The following is a 19,892-nucleotide window of genomic DNA, read 5'->3' as shown; positions in this document are numbered from 1 at the left end:
AAACGGCTGAGCCTGCAGAGCATTCAGCCGACATCGCCCCGCTATCCAAAGGCGGGATCCCCCAGTGCGCCTCGCAGAGATCATCGGAACAGCCCGTTTGCCGGTTGATCGGTGGGGAAGGGGTCGTCCCCGGGGGGCGGCGCCCCGGGCATATCAAAGACTCGAAGGCCCGGCGGTCGGAGGGTTTCCGAGGGTTTTTTCTGCGGAGCCTGATTCCAACGTTTTGATGTGATGGCGCCGTGAAGACCAAAGCAGGGGCTGCGCCGTGAGACCCGCGGAACATTACATGCATGCCGGCATGACAAGCCACGGGGAAAGCCTGCGTGGAAAAAGCCTTGTCCTGAGCCTTGGCTGGACTTGCGTGGTCTTCATGAGGTAGATTGAATCCTGGAAAGGGCGTGCGAGGGCAGAGGAAAGCGGTCAGCCGGTCCCTTGCGGAAATGGGTCCGGCATCGGACATGGAAGATCCGGCTTGAGGTTCTCAGGCGCCGGAAAAAGATGATGCACTAGGGACGCGGCAGGACCTCAAGCGCAGCGGGCGCCGCAAACCGATGGAGGGGACCGACCCCGTGGGCCTGCGGGTGCCGGACAGGCCACGGCCTCACCTGATCGTTTTCCACACAGGCCGGTTGTGAGGACCGAACGCGCGACGCCGCGGGAAAAAGAAATCTGACGCTGTTCTTTCGAACAAGGGAGGTGCAAGACATGTATGTCGGGTGGCACATGAAAACCAATCTCGTGACGGTTTCTCCGGAAACACCCGTGCTGAAAGCGCGCGAAATCATGGATACGAAAAAGATTTCCCACTTGCCCGTGACCGACGGAAAGGCTCGGCTCCTCGGCATCGTCACGGACCGGGACCTCAAGGAAGCCTGGGCGTCTCCGGCAAGCACCCTGAGCGTCTATGAGCTGACCTACGTGCTTCAAAAGCTTAAAGTGGAAGCCATCATGACCAAAAAGGTCCTGACGGCCACCCCCGACATGACCATCGAGCGGGCGGCGAGCATCCTGCACGCCCATCGCATCGGCGCCCTCCCGGTCATCCAAAATGAGAAGGTGGTGGGCATCATCACCTCCACGGATCTCATGGAGGTGCTCCTGCGGGCGCTGGGGATGAGTGACGACAGCGGCCGTTTCTCCATTCTTGTCCGCGATCGCATCGGCATTCTGGCGGAAGTCGGAAAGACGATGCAAGAGGCGGGCATCAACATTCGAAGCGTCATGACGTGCCCGCTGCAGAATTATCCCGATTTGTGGCATCTCATTTTGCGTGTCAACCTCGCCTCTCTGGAAAAGGCGGTCCAGCTGCTGAGGGACCGAGGCTTCAAGGTGATCACCAAGTACGTGGAAGACCTGACACCGTACCTGCCCTAGAGTCGCAGGGGGTATGCCAGGGGACCTCGGTGTCCATGAAGAGCGATGGCCACAGGACGGCACCATGGCCGACTTGATCGATTTGTTGGAAAGAAAAAAAACCTCGACTTTGATTTCCGCCCGTCCTGTGGAATTTCGTTGGGGGGAATGGGCTTCGGGACCGGCATGGCTGTGCGCCCGCAGTGAATCGGAAAAGTTCGAAGCGCATCGGCGTGAAGCTCTGCGGATTTCCGGCCATTCCCACCTGCGATGGCTTCCAAACCACGTCAAATTGGACGGCGGCAGCCACTATACGGTAGAGGCGCTGTTTCGGTATCGACATGAGGAAGACGCCATGCGACGGGTCTACCGATTGGCCGGGCTCATGGAATGCGTCACCCGCGGTGTCTCCCCAGTGTTGCGTTCCGACCTTTTGCGCCGCATCTACGAAGCCATCATCGCGGAACGAAACGCTCTTCAGGTGGTGTGGCGGGGACCCGTTGAACGTTTTCTTCTGCCCCTGTACCTTCACCACGGCGTTGTCGATCGCCTGCTCACGCTTTTGACACCCCTGGAGAGCCTCCAGGACCTCTTCTCCGTGGTGGACCGGGAAACCGCCCTACAGTTCGATCTCTTGTCCGCCCACTACGTCATCTATGTGCCTTTGGGCTTTGGACGAGGACACGACTGAAAACATCACCCCGAAGTCCATGCGGGCCGTGCCTTAAGGGAGCGGCCATGGAGTCGTTGTGGACCAGACTTAATTTGCGGAAGCGACGGGCGCCGGAGACCGTCGCAAACGTGGCCTGCGGCGTGCCGGGGCACTGGAGGGGAAACCCGCGGAGCGGCGCTTGACGGGATGTTTCCCGAGCCGCTTGACCGCGGGTGCTTTCACAAAAGAAAGAACGTCCATGCCAAAAACGTGTTGCATCGGGGTCGACATCGGGGGAACCTTCATCAAGATGGGCCTCTTTGACCGTGAGGGGGAAAAGCACGCCTTTGAAAGGATCCCGTCCAACGCCTCCGGGCCCCCCGACGCGCTCCTGGAAAGCCTCGTTGAGGTCTGCCGAAACCTCATGGCCGCCGCTCTCCACCGAGGCGATCGTGTTCTCGCCGTCGGGCTCGGCGTTGCCGGAAAGCTTGACACCGCGGAGGGCCGAGTCGTTTTTCCCCCAAATCTGCCCAACATGACGGGATTCCCCCTGGCGAAGCGCCTGGAGGAGGCGTTGGATGTCCCCGTGTATATGGATAACGATGCCAACGTCTTCGGCTTGGGAGAATTGTGGGCGGGGGAAGGCCGGCATGCGGCCAACTGGATCGGGATCACCTTGGGGACGGGTGTGGGGGGGTGTTTTGTAGCCAACGGCTCGCTCTGGCTGGGGGATCACCTGGGGTTTGTCGGTGAAATCGGCCACATGATCGTGGATCCCCAGGGGCCTTTGTGTGCGTGCGGGCAGACGGGGTGCCTGGAAGCCCATGCCTCGGGATCCGCCTTGACGCGGGGCATGACGGAGCTTTTTCATCAAGGAAAGCCGCTGCCTTCTTGGATAGGGGAGGTCATTGGGTCCGGGTCCCTGAGCCCCGAAGACGTCTTCGAAGCCGCCCGTTCAGGAAATCCCCATGCCCTCGCCCTCTTCCACCGGATGGGCTGGGCCTTGGGTCTGACGTTGGGCAATCTTTTTACCTTTCTTGGCATTCAAACAGCCATTATCGGGGGCGGGGTCAGCCAATCGTGGCCTTTGTTTTTTCCTTCCCTCATGGAAACCCTGAAAACCACGCCTCGAATGCTGGATCCCGCAAAGATCAGCATTAGGCGGAGCGCCCTCGGGCCCTTGGCGCCCCTTTACGGGGCGGCGCATTTGGCATGGCATGGCTTGCACGCCAGGTCTCAGGGGTCCGCATAAGCCTAACGCGGCGAAGGGCGAACACCGGCGAAGATCCGCGTGGGCGCCAAGACCTTCTGGCCGTGTCCGGGTATGATTTTGAGAAAAGACGGCCCGCAGGCGAAGCTTTGGCCGCCTCGTCCTGGGCTGCCCCCGGGATGACGGCATACCGTGTTCTCCACTGTGTCGTGCGGAGCGGAAGAGATCCCATCTCCCGTGTGTCGATCCAGGAACCCCGGGGCGGCCCACTCGGGGCGAGGCGCCTCATGGGGCAGTCAAAAAAAGATGACGCACCCGCAGGGCTTCCTCGACGACCTACCGCGCCGTCTTGACACCATCTTTGCCGTGTACTTGGGAGGGCCCCGTCTTCAAAACCGTTTCTGGCACGAGGGATTTTCCTCAATCCATGGGGTACCCCAGGGGCGGGATGCCGTGCAGGTGGTCACTTCTTCGCAGGGCGCTGCTCGGTCTTTCTTGTTCTGTCCCATGGCCGACAACACAGAAAAGACGGCGATCGCGTCAAGGGTTACAGGGGCGTAGCTTTCACGGTGTCGATCTCTTCCGAAGCCGTCCGGGAAGCCCTGCCCAAGTGTCCGGGCCGATCGTGCGGCGTGCGGACACCTGGGCAGGCCCTAATGAGATTTCCAGTGAGAACTTAAAAGTCCTCGTCAACGGAAATGATCTGCTGCGGTGGGGTTTTGGCGGAGACCTTCACCAAAGCGGGGTGGTCTTTGCCGTTTCCCGCATGGGTCTTGCCCGCTTCCAAGGCGGGTTTCTGCATTTGTTGATGCGGTGCGCTTGTTGCGCCCGTGCCGGCTTTTCTCTTTCTGAAAACTTTGAGGCTCTCGATCTCTTCGCGGCGCCCCACGAGCGCCGCGAGGTCTGCCACATAGTGACGCATCTGTTCCGCCTGAGCACTGAGCTCTTCCGCCGCCGAAGCGGATTCTTCCGCATTGGCCGCCGTCTGCTGGACCACCTTGTCTATCTGGGAAATCGCCGTATTCACCTGGCTGATCCCTTCGCTCTGTTCGTGGGACGCCGCCGCAATCTCGTTGACCAGGTCCGCCACCTTGACCACGCTTTGATGGACCTGAGCAAAGGCTCGGTTTGTAGTTTCCGTTAGATCCACCCCTTGTTGGACCCGAGCCACGGTGCCCTCGATGAGTCGGGCCGTGTTTTTGGCCGCTTCCGCCGCCCGCATGGCGAGGTTGCGCACTTCGTCGGCCACCACGGCAAACCCCGCTCCGGCTTCCCCCGCCCGGGCCGCTTCCACCGCGGCGTTCAAAGCCAGCAAGTTGGTCTGAAAGGCGATCTCATCGATGGTCTTGATGATCTTCTGGATTTCCTCACTGGACCGGGCCGCGTCCTGCATGGACTCCAAAAGTTCGGTCATGCTGGCCTTGGCCTTTTCGGCCGCGGCGGCCGCCTGCTGCGTGAGGGCGTTGGCCTGTGCGGCGTTGTCGGCGTTTTGCCGCGTCATGGAGGCCATCTCTTCCACGGCGGAAGAAGTCTCTTCAATGCCGGCCGCCTGTTGGGAAGAACCTTCCGCGAGCTGCCGGCCGGCCGAGGCCATCTGAACGGCCGCCGAAGCCACCTGTTCCGCGTTTTCTTCCAAGCCTTCAATGGACTTTTGCAGCACCGCGTTGATACCTCGGCTCATGAGAAATCCTAAAACCGCGGCAAGAGCGATCCCTGCAAGCGCCACACCGGCCATTACCGATTTCATGCGGGCTGCGAAGGACGCACTGTCATGGGCGTCCTTATGTCCGAGTGTATCTGTGACTTCCACCACCTTGTCGAGAAGAAGCAAGGCGGTATTCCCTTTTTCGCTGGCCCGTGTGAACAGCTGATCCTGATACGCGTGCATGACGGAGACCGCCTGGTCCGCGATGGCATCGATGGCATCCATGTGTCCCGCAACTTCTTGGTGAGCCGCGCGCAGTTGGTTTTCAGCGACGTGGCGGGCTTCCTCTGTTTTCCCGGAACGCACCAGTTCTTTGACCTCATGGACAGCTTCGTGGAAGCGACGATGCGGCTCAACCACAGAGGAAAGAGTTCTTTGCAGTTCCGGATTGTTGGAGGAAAACTGGGAAAGCCACGGGCCGAACCGGCACGCCGTATGATCCTCACCCCCTTCAAAGGACTCACCGGTTAAAATCACGTCCAGTATTTTGGCTTGCAGAGCGTAATGATCCGCTTTGAACATGGAAATCTTGGATTTGAGCTCATACGGATCCATAATTTCCAGGGCATCAAAGGTTTTGGCCAAATCCAACGCTTTGTTGTTTTCCACCTTCCACGCTTCCAGGGCTGTCTTGAACCGGTTCCAGACTTCGGCTTCTTCCGGCTCTTTAGGTATAGTCTCATAGGCTTTCATCGCCGCCTCATAGCCCTCTCGGCGTCTGGCGATATTGTCGTATTGGCGTTGGCGCTCCGCCGGGTCCAATCCCGAAATGGCCAAGGTGTTCAAGCTTGCCTGGATGTTTTCCAGTTTCCTGATCATGGTGAGTGAGTAGTCCATGCTGGGCAAATGGATAAAACCGACGTCCTCCAAAGCCCCCTGGCCGCGGGATGTCGTGAAATAACCCACGGCAGCAAGAAGCGCGACGATTGCACACATCACGGCAGTGCTCAACGCCAACTTTTTTCTCACCGTCCATTGTCGACTCATAGCCGTTCCTCGTTGTGTTTTGCGTCTTTTGACAGAGAAAAACCGCTGCGTGAAGTTCCACCTGCCACCAGTTTCCCGTCAAGGCATGGCCTTCCGGGTCTCACCTGCCCTTAAACATCCATCCCTACCTCCTTTCCACATCCTGCACGACGATAGGCGACACCCCATCTTGACCATGGCGCAAGGGTAAAAAGCATGGTCAGTACAGGTCAATGGATGGCACACATTTGTCACAAATCACATGGAAAAGCCTAAATTGACTTCATTTCGTTTATAGAAATATCTTAAATGATATTTATGGAGGCAGGACAAAAAGAGGGTATAGTGAACTTTTTGCGGGTCCTCTAGAGTCCCGCCCCGGCCTGATGCGACATGTCCACCCCGATGGTCATCCGAAGGTCAGAGCGGAAAAACCCTCCCTCAGGCGCCACTGTGGTTAATCGTCTTTAAATCCTTGGGATTTCTGGCATCGGTCAGTTGTGGGGTGGTCGTGACGTGGAATTCAGGCCGGTCTCGGGCGACGATCCCGCAGGTTTCCGTGCCTGCCCTGAACGGTGCGTTCCATTGAATCAGGGCGGAGCCAGGGAGGGGGGACACCACTGGGGCGCCCCGATGAGGACCACAGCCCCGGAGATGGGGGCCGGCATGACGATACTCCTGAGTCCGTGGAATGACATGGCATCAGCTGACCTTCAGACGTCCGACTCCCTGCGCCTGCCATGTGAAAATGTGACAGGAAACCCCACGACATAAAAGAGATGTCAATCCAACATGATCTCTTCAGTAGACAGTTTCATGCGTGAACGCGGACTCAGGGATCAAGGTGATCTCCCGGCTGACTGTTCGAAGACTTCCAGAGTCCGCCGTCGAGGTCCTCCGCAAGGCATCACCACCTCAGTTTGGGGTTCGGAGGAAGACGTCGATCCGATGGAAGAATTTTCCCTTTGGAGGGCTGGGGCGAGCAACGTGGGGGAACTGTCGCGTGGGGAGAAATCCATGGGCGATGTGAAGACCGTGGGGCGACATCGGCAGTCTTTTATTCGCGACAAGCTTTTTTTTGAAGCCGGGGTTGACAAAAATCGGGTGAAAGAAACGTCTTCGGCGGGATGGATGATAAACTTGGGTCAGCCCCCGATGGAGGTCATGGGTCGGGACTGGCATTTGCGGTGCACCAGGGAACCGTCGCTCATCGGATGACTTTTGGGTTTTCTTCCCACGGCATGAAGGATAACCCCGGCGATCTCCTCGTCCGAAAAGCCGCCGCGCAGCAAGCGGCGCAAATCCACGTGCCTGTCGTCAAAAAGGCATGTTCGGAGAGAACCTTCTGCGGTGATCCGGAGTCGGTTGCAGGTGGGACAAAAATGATGGCTCATGGGACTGATCAAACCGATCTTTCCCGGGGCGTGAGGGAACTGGTAATAGCGGGCCGGTCCGTTCCCGTTGCCCGAATCCGTGGGGATCAGCGTTCCCACGGCCGACAGACGCTGCATCACCATGTCCGACGAGAGGTAGCGTTCTTCATAGGCTTCCGGGCGAAAGGGCATGAGTTCGATGAACCGCACGTGAAAGGGATAGACGATGGTGAGTTGGGCGAGGGCCTCGATTTCGTCGTCGTTGACACCTTTCATGGCGACCACATTGATTTTGACGGGAGAAAAACCGAGCTCCAGCGCCGTCTGCAACCCGCGCCACACCTGCCAGAAAGCGTCAACGCCGGTGATGGCCGCATATTTTGCCGGCTCCAAAGTGTCCAAGCTCACATTGAGGCGCCGCACGCCGGCGGCCCAGATCCTTTCCGCCAACGGCTCCAACAGCACCCCGTTGGTGGTGAGGCTCACATCGTGAATCTCGGGCATGGCACAGAGGCGCGCCAGGAAATCCACAATCCCCTTACGCACGAAAGGTTCCCCCCCGGTCAGGCGGACCTTGGAAATGCCAAGGCCGGCGGCGATGTGCACCAGCCGCAACAATTCTTCGTAGCGCAAGATGTCTTGGTGGGGGAGAAAGCAAAACCCTTCCGAGGGCATACAGTAGGAGCATCGGAGATTGCACCGGTCCGTGACGGAAAGCCTGAGATAATCCACGCGCCGGTGATGGCCGTCCAAAAGCTCTTGGGGCATGCGTCCCACCCTCAGGGTTCAGGTCCAAGGCGCCAAACCTCGAGTCTAGATAAACCGCCACCCCGCGTTATGTCAAGATATGAATAACGAAAACACGGGTTGGTGGCCGTCCACTTTCGGTGCTAAGATAGCCACGCTTTCCGCCTCGGCGGCTTCCCCGACGCCTCAGGTCGTTTGGCGGGCACCCGAAGACGGAGGAAGGGGGGCAGGGCGCGGCGGTTGTGATATCCGGTTCGCTGGGGCGGACGGCCGAGAGTGCGGGCGGAGGGGTTCGAACATCGTCCTTGGGTGGAAAACGGCGTCCCCACCCCCAACGGGCAGCTCGAGATGCGTGTCCACGGTTCCGGGTGAAAGAAGGCCGGATGCGGGAAAACCATCGGTGCGCACAGCTGTAACGGGAAGGACTTTCTTGGGCAACACCTGAAAAGGGAGGCAGCGGCCATGCAAGGGAAAAAAGTGGGTGTTACAGTGACCGAGCACCTTCTTCGCCAACAGCGGTTGACGCCTCAGGCGACGGGTGCCTTCACGCTCCTTTTCAACGAGCTTGTGGTTGCAGCAAAACTCATCAACCGGGAGTTGAACAAGGCGGGCCTCAACGACATCTACGGCGTGACCGGGGAGACCAACGTCTACGGCGAACAAGTCCAAAAATTGGACGATTTCGCCCATCGCGTGCTGGTTCGGCGCCTGAGCCAATCCGAACAGTTGTGCGCCATCGCCTCGGAAGAGGATGCCGATATCATCGAGATTCCAACCCATGTTCCCCGAGGTCCCTATATTCTCCTCATGGACCCCTTGGACGGGTCGTCGAATATCGATGTGAATGTGAGCGTGGGGACCATTTTTTCGATTCGGCGGCGGATTCGTGACGTGGGCCCCGTGACTCTGGATGAAGTGTTGCGGAAAGGGACCGAACAGGTCGCCGCCGGATATTTTATTTATGGTTCCAGCACCATGTTGGTTTATACGACAGGACAGGGCGTGCATGGCTTCACGCTCCACCCGGGCCTCGGAGAGTTTTTCCTGAGCCATGAAAACATCCGCATCCCCTCGAGAGGTAATATCCTCAGCGTCAATGAAGGCAACTACAACTATTGGGATGACGGGGTGCGGCGCTACGTGGACTTTCTGAAAACCCCCGATCCGGGCAAAGGCCGCCCCTACACGGCGCGTTACATCGGTTCTCTGGTGAGCGATTTCCATCGCAACCTTTTGAAAGGGGGCATTTTCATGTACCCGGCCGACCGCAAGGACCCCAAGAAACCCACGGGCAAATTGCGGCTCATGTTCGAAGCCGCCCCCATGGCCATGGTGGCGGAACAGGCCGGCGGGGCCGCGACGGATGGAATCCGCCGCATTTTGGACATCGAACCCGAAACCCTCCATGACCGCGTGCCTCTCTTTGTGGGCAGTCAGGAGGATGTTCAGGAGGCGGCCCGCTTCCTTCAGGGGGAAAGGCCTTAGGGGGGCGCTCAGGCGAAAGGGCGTATGCTGATTCTGGGGATTGAGACATCCTGTGATGAGACGGCCGCGGCCGTGGTCCGAGACGGCCGGGTTATCTTGTCCGACGTCGTGGCCAGCCAGATCGCTGTGCACAGCCCCTATGGGGGGGTCGTGCCCGAACTGGCCTCGCGCAAACACGTGGAAACCATCTTGGCCGTGATTTCCGAAGCCTTGAGTTCTGCGGGCGTGGAGCTTCGGGATGTGGACGCTCTGGCGGTGACCCAAGGGCCGGGCCTCGTGGGGGCGCTCCTCGTGGGATTGAGCGCAGCCAAGGGTTTGGCCTACGCCCTGAAAAAGCCGCTCATCCCCGTCAATCACTTGGAAGGGCACATGGAAGCCGCTTTCGTGGACACCCGGCGGCCGGACGAACCCTTCGTGTGCTTGGTGGTTTCGGGAGGCCACACGGCGCTTTACTTCGTGAACTCGGAAGACACCGTCCGGTGCGTCGGAAGCACTCGAGACGACGCCGCCGGGGAAGCCTACGACAAAGTCGCCAAACTCCTGGGATTGGGATATCCCGGCGGGGTCATCATCGACCGTCTTGCCCAGGGCGGCAACCCGGAGGCGTTTTCTTTTCCCAAAGCGCAGTTGGACAAGGGGTCGCTGGATTTTAGTTTCAGCGGCATCAAGACCGCCGTGGCCTACTTTGTGAAAAAGCACGGATCGCCGACGGACCCGTCTTCTGCGCCCACCTACCGGTTGGAAGACTTGGCCGCGAGTTTTCAAGAGGCCGTGGTGGATATCCTCGTCGAAAAGACCATGGCGGCTGTGGAGCGTTTCGGTGCCCGCCATGTGGCCGTCGCGGGCGGGGTGGCGGCCAACAGCCGTTTGCGGGCGAAGCTTTCGGAGGAAACGGCGTACCGTCGAGTCCACCTCCATTTGCCCGCGATTCGATACTGCACGGACAACGCCGTCATGATCGCCATGGCCGGCTATCGCCTCTGGAGACGTCGGGGTTTCCACTGGGACCCCTTGCAGCTCGATGCCGTGTCCCGATGGATGGAGGGGTGAGGTCCCCATGAAGGGGTTTCTTTCCCCGCAAGAATACTTCAAAATCTCCGGAAGACGCCCCAGGAAGAGTCTCGGGCAGCACTTTCTGACCCAACCCAAGACGGCCGAAAAAATCGTCCGTGCCGCGGAGATCCATCCCGAAGACGTGGTGGTGGAAGTGGGACCGGGTTTGGGGATCCTCACCGCCTTTTTGGCCGGCGCGTGCCGACGGCTCCACCTGGTGGAAGTGGACCCGGATTTGGCCGACGTGGCCGAGGCGGCCCTCACGGACAAAGGCGACAATGTCCGGGTGCATCGGGTGGACGTCCTTCGTTTCGACTGGACCGGGCTGGCGCAGGAAGTCAAAAGGCGGCTCGTGGTCGTGGGCAATCTTCCCTATCAGATCAGTTCGCCCTTGATGTTTCACATTCTCGAACACCGCCGGTCGGTCCACCGCGGTGTTTTCATGGTCCAGAAGGAAGTGGGGAGACGCCTTGCCGCCGCCCCGGGATCGAAAGATTACGGAGTGTTGTCCGTTCTCTTGAATCTTTACGGTCGGGTGGAGACGTTGTTTCCGGTGGGCCCCGGGCAGTTCTATCCGCCCCCAAAGGTGGACTCCCTGGTCATTCGCATGGATTTTCCCGAGGACCGATGCGATTTGCGCGACGTGGATTTCGGGCTGCTCAGGCGTGTGGTCAATGCCGTATTCCAAAAGCGGAGAAAAACCATGGCCAACAGCCTGATCGGATTTCAGGGATTGAACGCCGCAGCTGCACGGGAGGTTCTTGAAGCTGCGGGCATCGATCCGGGGGTTCGGCCGGAAGCTTTGGCCCCGGAGGCGTACGCCGTTCTGGCCCGTGTCCTCCGAGCTTCCCGTCTCCCGATCCCGGGAAGCTCCATGACCCAGGGGCATTTTTCGGATGTGTGATCAAGGCCGCCCTGTGACCTCCACTCTCGAAACCCAGCGCCGCCAGGCGGCGGACAGCCTGACGATCAACGAAATTCAGCTCCTCCTGGCGGAGAAAAGAACGTACCTGGCCTTGTTGCGCACAGGGATCGCCGTCATTGCCTTGCCGTTGAGCATCATCAGTTTTCTCATTGCCACATCCCAGCATTATCGGGTGATTCAGGTCTGGCCGTTGATGGTGCCTTTGCTTTTGGCCTGCCTCGTTCTTGGGGTTTTCGGGGTCATGATGATCCGGTCCGCCGTTATGAAAATGCGTCACGCGGAGCAGTTGATCCAAAAGCTGAAAGAGAAGAACACGAGGCTTTCGGAGTTCGTGGAATGAGCCTCCAGGGGGGTCCGGCGCAAGGCCGGGTGAGCGTGGGCGCAGCTTTCGCGGAGAGGGGGTTTTTCGAAGGCGACGGTCTTTATTGACTTTGTGTCTCGAGCTTGATAGGGAAGCTGCGGCATCTGGAAAGATGCCGACGCACGCCGCTCGGATCCTCGGGGGACCGAGACGGCTGCGGTGGACAGAGGTTGCGGGCTTAGTGGGAAAGGGTTGTTCACGAAGCCTTCTGGGCATGGGTCTCGGGGGCTTTTTTTGTGAACGATCCGAAAAGCCGACGAAAGGAGAAGCCATGCGCGTCATCGACAATGTTGCCGAGATGCAGCAGCAGGCGAACCAGTGGCGTCGTGAAGGTGTTGTCATCGGGTTCGTCCCCACCATGGGGTACCTCCACGAAGGCCATCTGAGCCTCATGCGGTACGCCAAAGAAAAGAGCGATCGGGTTGTGGTCAGTGTTTTTGTCAACCCCATCCAGTTCGCTCCCGGCGAGGACTATGAACGGTACCCTCGTGACGTGGAGCGCGACCTGGCGCTGATGCGGTCCGTGGGGGTGGACGTGGTTTTCGTCCCAACGGTAGGGGACATGTACCCTGAAGGTTTCCAAACTTACGTCGAAGTGGGAACCCTCACCCAACCCCTGTGCGGTGCGAGAAGGCCGGGGCATTTTCGCGGGGTGGCCACCGTGGTGGCCAAGCTCTTTCACATCGTCAAACCTCATGTGGCGGTTTTTGGGGAAAAGGACTATCAACAGCTTTTGACCATTCGGCGCATGGTTCGGGATTTGGCCATGGACGTGGACATCATCGGGCATCCCATTGTGAGGGAACCTGATGGGTTGGCCATGAGCAGTCGCAACGTGTACTTGTCCCAAGAGGAACGCCGTCAGGCGCTCCTGTTGTCCCAAGCGTTGGCGGAAGCGTCCCGGTTGGTGCGAGCCGGGGAACGCCGCGCCACCACCTTGGTTTCGGCGGTTCAGAAGGTCCTTGGGCAAGGGTCTCGGATCCGTATTGATTACGCGGAACTGCGCGATGCCGAAACATTGGAGGAAATGAGCACGTTGGATCGGCCGGGGGTGATGGCTGTGGCCGCCTATGTGGGCAAAGCGCGCCTCATCGACAACACCGTCCTTCGACCCTAAAGTTCACGGGATCCGTCTTGGGGAGGACACGCCATGCGACGCACCATGATGAAATCAAAATTGCATCGGGCTCGTGTCACCGATGCCAATCTGAACTATGAAGGAAGCCTGACCATCGACGCCCAGCTCATGGAACTGGCCGACATTTTGCCCTACGAACAGGTGAGGGTGTACAACGTGAGCACGGGGGCACGATTTGAAACCTATGCCATCGAGGGGCCTCCAGGCCGCGGGGATATCTGCCTGAATGGGGCGGCGGCGCGCATGGGGGCGCCGGGGGATCTTATCATTATCGTCACCTATGCCGATTATGAAGACGCGGAGGCCCGGTGCCACACGCCTAAGGTGGTTCTTTTGGATGCAGTGAACAAGCCGAAGAAACCGGAGTTGGTGCAAAATTGCTATTCTTGAAAAAGCTGAGACACCGTATCCGAGGCTATTTCATCACGGGACTGCTCACCGTGGTGCCGCTTTCTTTTACGATTTACGTGATCAGCATTGTCCTGAAAAATTCCGACAAAATTTTCAATTTGTTACCAGAGCCTTACAATCCAAAGCGGCTGATCCCCTTTCCCATTCCGGGATTGGGGATTGTCGTCGTGTTGCTGATCATTTTCCTGATCGGCCTTATGGTGAAAAATTACGTGGGCAGCCGGATTGTGGAATTCGGCGAGAGAATCGTCTATCAAATCCCGCTGGTGCGCCCCATCTATTCGGCGGTGAAACAGCTTCTGGTGGCGATTTTCAGTCAAACCGGCGAAGGGTTTGAGCGCGTGGTCCTCATTGAGTATCCCCGCCGGGGAATCTACGCCCTCGGATTCGTGACGGGAGTGGCGCGGGGTGAGGTGCAGCAAATGACGGAGCAACGGGTTCTTAATGTTTTCTTGCCCACCACGCCGAATCCCACTTCGGGGTTTTACCTTTTGGTTCCGGACACTGATATCATCCCGTTGAAGATATCCGTGGAGGATGCCTTTAAATTGATCATTTCGGGAGGGCTCGTGAGCTCTCAAGAGGGTCTCGCGTGGAATGGCGCCATGATCGCCTCGACCCCACCAGGCGAGGCGCAGGCGCTGATCGCCGTTGAAAAAGGGAAGGGAGAATAACCATGTCCATGAGTCGATTTTTGTTCACATCGGAGTCCGTCACGGAAGGTCATCCCGACAAGGTTGCCGACCGGATTTCCGACTCCATCCTCGACGCCATTATCGCCGAAGACAAGAGCGCTCGAGTGGCGTGCGAGACTCTGGTGACCACAGGGTTGGCGTTCATCGCCGGCGAAATCACGACGTCCGCATGGGTGGACATGCCTCAGATCGTGAGGGAATGTATTCGTGATATCGGCTATAACGACTCGTCCATGGGGTTTGATTGGGAAACCTGTGCGGTCATCTCGTCCATCGACAAGCAGTCGCCGGATATTGCCATCGGCGTCAACGAAGGGGAAGGTCTTTTCGACGAACAAGGCGCCGGAGACCAGGGCCTGATGTTCGGCTACGCCTGCACGGAAACCCCCGTGCTCATGCCCATGCCCATCTACTACGCCCATCGGATCACTCGAAAGCTCGCCGAAGTGCGCAAGAACGGCCTCTTGGGATGGCTGCGCCCTGACGGCAAGAGTCAGGTCACCATCGAATACATCGATGGGAAGCCCGTTCGCGTGGACACGGTGGTCGTGGCGGCCCAGCACTCCCCTGATGTGACCTACAAGACCATTCAGGAAGGGATCATCGAGGAAGTGATCAAGAAGGTGTTTCCCCCTGAGCTTTTGGACGCAAAGACCCGGTATTTCATCAACAGCACGGGCCGTTTCGTCATCGGGGGACCCATGGGCGATTGCGGCATGACGGGCCGCAAGATCATCGTGGACACCTACGGCGGTCAAGGCAGTCACGGAGGCGGGTGTTTTTCCGGGAAAGACCCCACAAAGGTGGATCGCAGCGCCTCTTACATGGCTCGGTATGTGGCAAAGAACATCGTGGCGGCCGGTTTGTGCGAGCGGGTGGAAGTTCAAGTCGCTTACAGCATCGGTGTGGCGGAACCCGTCTCCCTCATGGTGGACACCCACGGCTCAAGCAAGATCCCCGCAGACGAGATTGCCAAGATCGTCCGGGAAGTCTTCAGCTTCAAGCCGGCCAACATGATTCGACACCTGAAACTGCTCCGCCCCATCTACAAAAAAACGTCCTGCTACGGACACTTCGGCAGGAACGATCCTGATTTTACATGGGAAAAGACGGACATGGTGGATGTGCTCATCGAAAGGGCGGGCCGTTACGGGGCGTCCTGAGAGCGGCCGGCGATGGTGCGGAAGGAACGCCGTGTCGAGATAGAGGAGAATCCATGGATTATCATGTGAAAGATCGAGCTCTTGCGGATAAAGGAAAACTTCGGATCGAATGGGCGGCGCGTTCCATGCCCGTCTTGCGCTCCATCCGGGAGCGTTTCGCTCAGGAAAAACCTCTCCGAGGGTTGCGCATATCCGCCTGTCTGCACGTGACCACGGAAACAGCGGCCCTGGCGCAAACGCTTCAAGCGGGAGGCGCCGAGGTGCGGCTGTGTGCATCCAACCCCCTGAGCACCCAAGACGACGTGGCGGCGTCCCTGGTGGTCCATGACGGCGTTGCCGTTTTTGCCATCAAGGGGGAGGATACGGACACGTACTACGCGCACATCCACCAGGCTCTAGCCCACAGGCCGCAGGTGACCATGGACGATGGGGCCGACCTAGTGAGCACCCTCCATGCGGACAAAAAGGATCTCTTGGTCGGCATTCTCGGGGGCACGGAAGAGACGACCACGGGGGTTATCCGGCTGCGCAGCATGGCGGAGCAAGGTGTGCTGAGGTATCCCATCATCGCGGTCAACGACGCCAAGACCAAACACCTGTTCGACAATCGCTACGGCACGGGACAAAGCACCATCGACGGCATAATTCGCGCCACCAACCGATTGTTGGCGGGATCCACTTTCGTCGTGAGCGGCTACGGCTGGTGCGGGCGTGGTGTGGCCATGCGGGCGGCCGGCATGGGAGCCAAGGTCGTCATCACCGAAGTGGACCCGCTGCGGGCCCTTGAGGCGGTCATGGACGGCTATCAGGTGATGCCCATGGCGGATGCCGCGCGGATAGGCGATTTCTTCTGCACGCTCACCGGCGACATCCATGTGATTCGCCGGGAACACTTTGAAGTGATGAAAGACGGGGCCATTGTCGCCAATTCAGGGCATTTCAATGTGGAGCTGGACTTGGAGGCTCTGGAAAGCCTGGCCGTCGCCAAACGTGCCGTCCGGGACTTTGTGGATGAATACCGTTTGGCCGACGGCCGATGTATCTATGTGCTTGGGGAAGGGCGATTGGTCAACCTGGCGGCGGCGGAAGGGCATCCGTCCAGCGTGATGGATATGAGTTTCGCGAATCAGGCGTTGTGTGTGGAACATTTGGTCACACAGGGCAGCGCCTTGGAAAACAAGGTCTATGGGGTTCCTGAAGCCATTGACCGGGAAATTGCCCGACTGAAATTGGCGAGCATGGGTGTGGCCATTGACCGGCTCACAGAGGAACAGGAAAAGTACCTCCATTCTTGGGAAATGGGGACGTAGTCGGGGCGCGGTGAAGGCGGTTCCGGCCGTAAAAGTCCAGGGGATGCAAAAAGCACGTTTTCAGGCTCTTGTGGCGGGCATGGTGTGGATTGTCGCCGCGGTATGCCTTGTGGGCGGGTGCGGCCTGTTCAAGCCCCGTCCCAAGCCCCCGGAACGGTTCGTCAAGGTGGCGCCTGGGGACATCCCTGGGCTGCTGGACGACCTCCAAGGCGAAGGGCTGGAAAAGGCCTTGGAACAGTCGTTGGTCTATGTGGACCGTGTGCGCGATTTTCGCGCCGTGGACATAAACGACCGCTCGGTCAGTCGAGACCTGGTCCGAGAGACCCTGATCCTTTTTCTCGACCGGCTTCGATCGGGCCGGCTGGATGAAGCCACGCTCTCCAAAGACTTTGACTGGTACGTGGCAAGAGATGATTCCGGCGGTGCGGGCGCCATGCTCGTCACCGGCTATTACGAACCCATCCTTTCGGCGCGCCGTCAGCCCGACGACCGATACCGCTATCCCATCTACGAGCCCCCATCGGACTTGATTCGCGTGGCTCTGGAACGATTTCCCGCGGTCAAACTGGATCCCGCGGGAGTACGGACATTGGTGGGACGTGTGGAAGGGCGTCTTCTTGTCCCTTATCATTCTCGGGAAGAAATCGACGGAGGTGGAGCGCTCCTCGGCAAAGCTTCGGCCATGGCATGGCTGGATAACCCTTTTGACGTCTTCATCCTTCATGTGCAGGGCTCAGGACTCCTCCAGTTTGAGGACGGGACGCTCCAGCGGGTGGGCTATGCGGCATCCAACGGCCACCCTTACGTCAGTGTGGGAAAGATTTTAATCGACGAGGGGGTTATCCCGAAAGAAGAGATGTCGTTACAGAGTCTGCGCCGGTATTTTGCCGCCCATCCGGAACGGGTCCCGGAGCTTTTGGGGCGCAATCCCAGTTACATTTTCTTCCGCTGGGTGGATGTGGGGCCGGTAGGCAGCTTGAATGTGCCGCTGACCGCCGGACGTTCCGTGGCCTTAGACGCCGAAGTCTACCCAAAGGCGCTTGTGGGGTTCCTGGAGGGGACGCTCCCCGATCCCAAGGATGGCCGGCCGACGGCGGCAAAACGGCTGGGGCGCTGGGTGGTTCATCAAGACAGCGGTGGAGCGATTCGGGGGCCGCTCCGCCTAGACCTCTTTTGCGGCACAGGGCTGGAGGCCGAACAGGTGGCCGGGCGGCTCAAAAACTCCGGACGGTTTTACGTTCTTTTGAAAAAGGCCCCTCGCCCCTAGGAGGAGGGCGATGGAGCGGCCTGATCCACAAGCGTGTGGAAGAGAAGCACCATCTCGTCGAAGCATCGACACAGGGTCCGGGCGGCTTCCAAAGTTTCCGGCGCCCCGCCGGCTCCTTCGCAGAGGCCTTGGAACAAAAACTGCTGGGCCGAACGAAAACGGTCCGTGGCCCTTTCGGACAAGGCAAGGAGGTGGCGCAGGAGGAGGTCCGAGGACAGTTCTCGGGCAAGATCTTCCAACTCCCGACGTTTCGTGTCGTAATCTTTGGCCAGAGCTACAAGTTCCTCAAGTGCCGCCGTTGTGACGTCCGTCATGGGAAGGCCTCCGTGAACCTGGATGTGGGCGGGCGGAGACGTCGGGGGGCTGACTGACGCGCCCTTCGTGATTAAATGACAAGAAACACAGTGGAATTGACCCGGCGCATTTCACGGTATGCGCGCCTTGCAAATTCACAGCGTTTTAGTGTAAAATCTCCGAAAATCGCTAAGATCAAGGAGCCATGGGTTTCGTGATGAGAAAAAGTTATCCTTTGCGCTATCCTGAGCATGTATCTCGTGGTCTGCAGCATGTCTTCGAAGGCGGTGAGAATCCAATGGCGGCTAAGCTCCTCAAAATCCATGTGGCCGAGCAGGTTCGCTTCCCTGTGAGCGATGTGTCGCCTCAGGTCCTTCGAAAGATACAGGATCGGCTGGTTTTTACCAATCCCGAATATGAGCAGCGGCATTTGCGAGGGGAATGGATCGGTGGGATTCCCGCGCAGATCCACTGTGTTCGCAAAGTGGGTTCCACCTATGTGGTTCCCCGGGGCTTTTTGGACCAGCTTCTGGATTTGTGCCGCAAGTTCCAGCAGCCATACAAGATCTTCGACAATCGACGGGTGTTGGACCCGGTGCCCATGGAGTTCCACGGGCAGTTGAAGGAATACCAGCTTCAGGCGGCCGAAGAAATCCTGGAACGGGATGCGGCGACACTCCGTGGAGGGTACAAGAGCGGCAAGACGGTCATTGCCCTTTACGTCATTGCTCAGCGCATGCAACCGACACTGGTGCTCATCCCCCGCATGGACCTGCTGGAGGGGTGGTTGACCAAGATTGTCAATTTCCTTCAGATTCCTCTCGAGGAAGTGGGCCTGTTCGTCCAGGGGGTTCATAAGATCGGGGAGAGAATTACGGTGGCCCACACCGCCGAAATGATGAAGGTCTGGCGGAAGGTCAAGGACAGGATCGGCTTTGTCGTTTTGGATGAATGCCAGCGGAGCCCCGCGAAGGTCTTGACACAGCTCATTCCCAATTTCGACAGTCGCTACCTTTTGGGACTGTGCAACGCGACCCAGCGCTACGATCAACTTTCTCGGTTCATTTACCTGTACATGGGCGATGTGGTCTATAGCATCAATGAACAAGACGCACGGGAAGGGCGAGGAATCATCCGAGCCCAGGTGGTGGCTCGGGCCACGAGTTTCGACTACCCATATCAGTCCCGAGACGACTACGCGCCAATGCTGGAAGCGCTGATGGCCGACAAAGGGCGCACGCGCCTGATCGCGGATGATATTGAAGCCGAGCTGCAGTCGGCCGAAGGGCCGCTGGTGGTGGTTTCCGGAGGTGCGACGCAGAATGCCGCGCTGCAATCGGAATTGAGTGAACGGGGGATCCAGGCGGTCATTCCCGAATGTCGGTGCAGCGAAGATGCCCAGGAAGATGAAGAATCTGTTCCGGCGGATGAGGATCCTGTCTCCACTGGAGTGGACAATTTTCCTCAGGGTCCCGCCGTGGTGCTCATGAGTGCGGACGATCTCCTGCGGTGCTATCGACATGTGAGCACGGGCGTGCTCTTTCTGGCCGTGCCCCTTTTCTTCAAGAAGAATGTCACCCAAGCCATCCGCGGCCTGATCGCCCATGCCGGATCCAACAACGGCAGCGGTGCGGCGGCTTCGTCCAACGGCCGGCGTGTCAAGATCTACGATTACGTGGATCACAAGATCGGCCTGTTCGAAAACTACTTCCGCATGCGCAGTTACAACTACGGGGTTCATCCTGACGTCTTGCTCAACAACAATTGATCCGGTTTGCGTCACA

The 19,892-nt window shown here is 58.8% G+C and carries 17 protein-coding genes; 14 read left to right on the top strand and 3 right to left on the bottom strand.

Annotated features, from left to right (window positions below):
* The first annotated feature begins 705 nt into the window (after positions 1 to 705).
* The 3 genes from ACZ5K9_RS16370 (at position 706) to ACZ5K9_RS16360 (ending at position 3,257) form a co-directional block, all read left to right on the top strand.
* Complete coding sequence (locus ACZ5K9_RS16370) at positions 706 to 1,374, top strand: CBS domain-containing protein (protein ID WP_464272381.1); 669 nt, start codon at positions 706 to 708, stop codon at positions 1,372 to 1,374.
* A gap of 64 nt (positions 1,375 to 1,438) precedes the next feature.
* Entirely contained in the window at positions 1,439 to 2,044 is a 606-nt protein-coding gene (locus tag ACZ5K9_RS16365; RefSeq protein ID WP_464272380.1) for a hypothetical protein, read from the top strand.
* A gap of 220 nt (positions 2,045 to 2,264) precedes the next feature.
* Positions 2,265 to 3,257: an ROK family protein gene (locus ACZ5K9_RS16360; protein WP_464272379.1), complete on the top strand. Its 993-nt coding sequence runs from the start codon at positions 2,265 to 2,267 to the stop codon at positions 3,255 to 3,257.
* 634 nt (positions 3,258 to 3,891) lie between these two features.
* On the opposite strand, the gene ACZ5K9_RS16355 is transcribed toward ACZ5K9_RS16360, so the two are convergent.
* Both ACZ5K9_RS16355 and moaA read right to left on the bottom strand, forming a co-directional pair.
* Positions 3,892 to 5,907, bottom strand: a complete 2,016-nt coding sequence (locus ACZ5K9_RS16355; RefSeq protein WP_464272378.1) for a methyl-accepting chemotaxis protein — start codon at positions 5,905 to 5,907, stop codon at positions 3,892 to 3,894.
* A gap of 1,124 nt (positions 5,908 to 7,031) precedes the next feature.
* The gene (moaA, locus tag ACZ5K9_RS16350; protein ID WP_464272377.1) at positions 7,032 to 8,027 is read right to left on the bottom strand and encodes a GTP 3',8-cyclase MoaA; all 996 of its coding nucleotides are present in this window, start codon (positions 8,025 to 8,027) and stop codon (positions 7,032 to 7,034) included.
* 441 nt (positions 8,028 to 8,468) lie between these two features.
* Between moaA and fbp the strand changes: the two genes are divergently transcribed.
* From fbp to mltA, 10 genes are all read left to right on the top strand, one after another.
* Positions 8,469 to 9,491: a class 1 fructose-bisphosphatase gene (gene fbp, locus ACZ5K9_RS16345; protein ID WP_464272376.1), complete on the top strand. Its 1,023-nt coding sequence runs from the start codon at positions 8,469 to 8,471 to the stop codon at positions 9,489 to 9,491.
* 24 nt (positions 9,492 to 9,515) lie between these two features.
* On the top strand, positions 9,516 to 10,541 hold the full coding sequence (gene tsaD / locus ACZ5K9_RS16340; protein ID WP_464272375.1) for a tRNA (adenosine(37)-N6)-threonylcarbamoyltransferase complex transferase subunit TsaD: 1,026 nt from the start codon (positions 9,516 to 9,518) through the stop codon (positions 10,539 to 10,541).
* A gap of 7 nt (positions 10,542 to 10,548) precedes the next feature.
* Positions 10,549 to 11,448, top strand: coding sequence for a 16S rRNA (adenine(1518)-N(6)/adenine(1519)-N(6))-dimethyltransferase RsmA (gene rsmA, locus ACZ5K9_RS16335; protein WP_464272374.1), 900 nt, complete (start codon positions 10,549 to 10,551; stop codon positions 11,446 to 11,448).
* Positions 11,441 to 11,809, top strand: coding sequence for a hypothetical protein (locus ACZ5K9_RS16330; protein WP_464272373.1), 369 nt, complete (start codon positions 11,441 to 11,443; stop codon positions 11,807 to 11,809). The genes rsmA and ACZ5K9_RS16330 overlap by 8 nt, the downstream gene beginning before the upstream one ends.
* Before the next feature lie 292 nt (positions 11,810 to 12,101).
* Entirely contained in the window at positions 12,102 to 12,947 is an 846-nt protein-coding gene (panC, locus tag ACZ5K9_RS16325) for a pantoate--beta-alanine ligase (protein WP_464272372.1), read from the top strand.
* Between the two features lie 33 nt (positions 12,948 to 12,980).
* Entirely contained in the window at positions 12,981 to 13,358 is a 378-nt protein-coding gene (panD, locus tag ACZ5K9_RS16320) for an aspartate 1-decarboxylase (RefSeq protein WP_464272371.1), read from the top strand.
* Positions 13,355 to 14,053: a DUF502 domain-containing protein gene (locus ACZ5K9_RS16315; protein WP_464272370.1), complete on the top strand. Its 699-nt coding sequence runs from the start codon at positions 13,355 to 13,357 to the stop codon at positions 14,051 to 14,053. The genes panD and ACZ5K9_RS16315 overlap by 4 nt, the downstream gene beginning before the upstream one ends.
* Positions 14,054 to 14,055: 2 nt before the next feature.
* Positions 14,056 to 15,237 carry a methionine adenosyltransferase gene (gene metK, locus ACZ5K9_RS16310; protein ID WP_464272369.1) on the top strand — a complete coding sequence of 394 codons (1,182 nt, stop codon included), beginning with the start codon at positions 14,056 to 14,058 and terminating at the stop codon, positions 15,235 to 15,237.
* Positions 15,238 to 15,290: 53 nt separating this feature from the next.
* Complete coding sequence (ahcY, locus tag ACZ5K9_RS16305; RefSeq protein WP_464272368.1) at positions 15,291 to 16,547, top strand: adenosylhomocysteinase; 1,257 nt, start codon at positions 15,291 to 15,293, stop codon at positions 16,545 to 16,547.
* A gap of 43 nt (positions 16,548 to 16,590) precedes the next feature.
* A complete protein-coding gene (mltA, locus tag ACZ5K9_RS16300; protein ID WP_464272367.1) occupies positions 16,591 to 17,814 on the top strand; it encodes a murein transglycosylase A in 1,224 nt (407 codons plus the stop codon).
* On the opposite strand, the gene ACZ5K9_RS16295 is transcribed toward mltA, so the two are convergent.
* Entirely contained in the window at positions 17,811 to 18,128 is a 318-nt protein-coding gene (locus ACZ5K9_RS16295; RefSeq protein WP_464272366.1) for a hypothetical protein, read from the bottom strand. The genes mltA and ACZ5K9_RS16295 overlap by 4 nt on opposite strands.
* 197 nt (positions 18,129 to 18,325) lie before the next feature.
* Here ACZ5K9_RS16295 and ACZ5K9_RS16290 point away from each other — a divergent pair, with 197 nt between their 5' ends.
* Positions 18,326 to 19,876, top strand: a complete 1,551-nt coding sequence (locus ACZ5K9_RS16290; RefSeq protein WP_464272365.1) for a DEAD/DEAH box helicase — start codon at positions 18,326 to 18,328, stop codon at positions 19,874 to 19,876.
* Positions 19,877 to 19,892 lie beyond the last annotated feature (16 nt).

The sequence above is a fragment of the Desulfosoma profundi genome, from assembly GCF_055387865.1.
The sequence above is the reverse complement of the archived record's forward strand: the minus strand, read 5'-3'. Positions and strand labels throughout refer to the sequence as shown.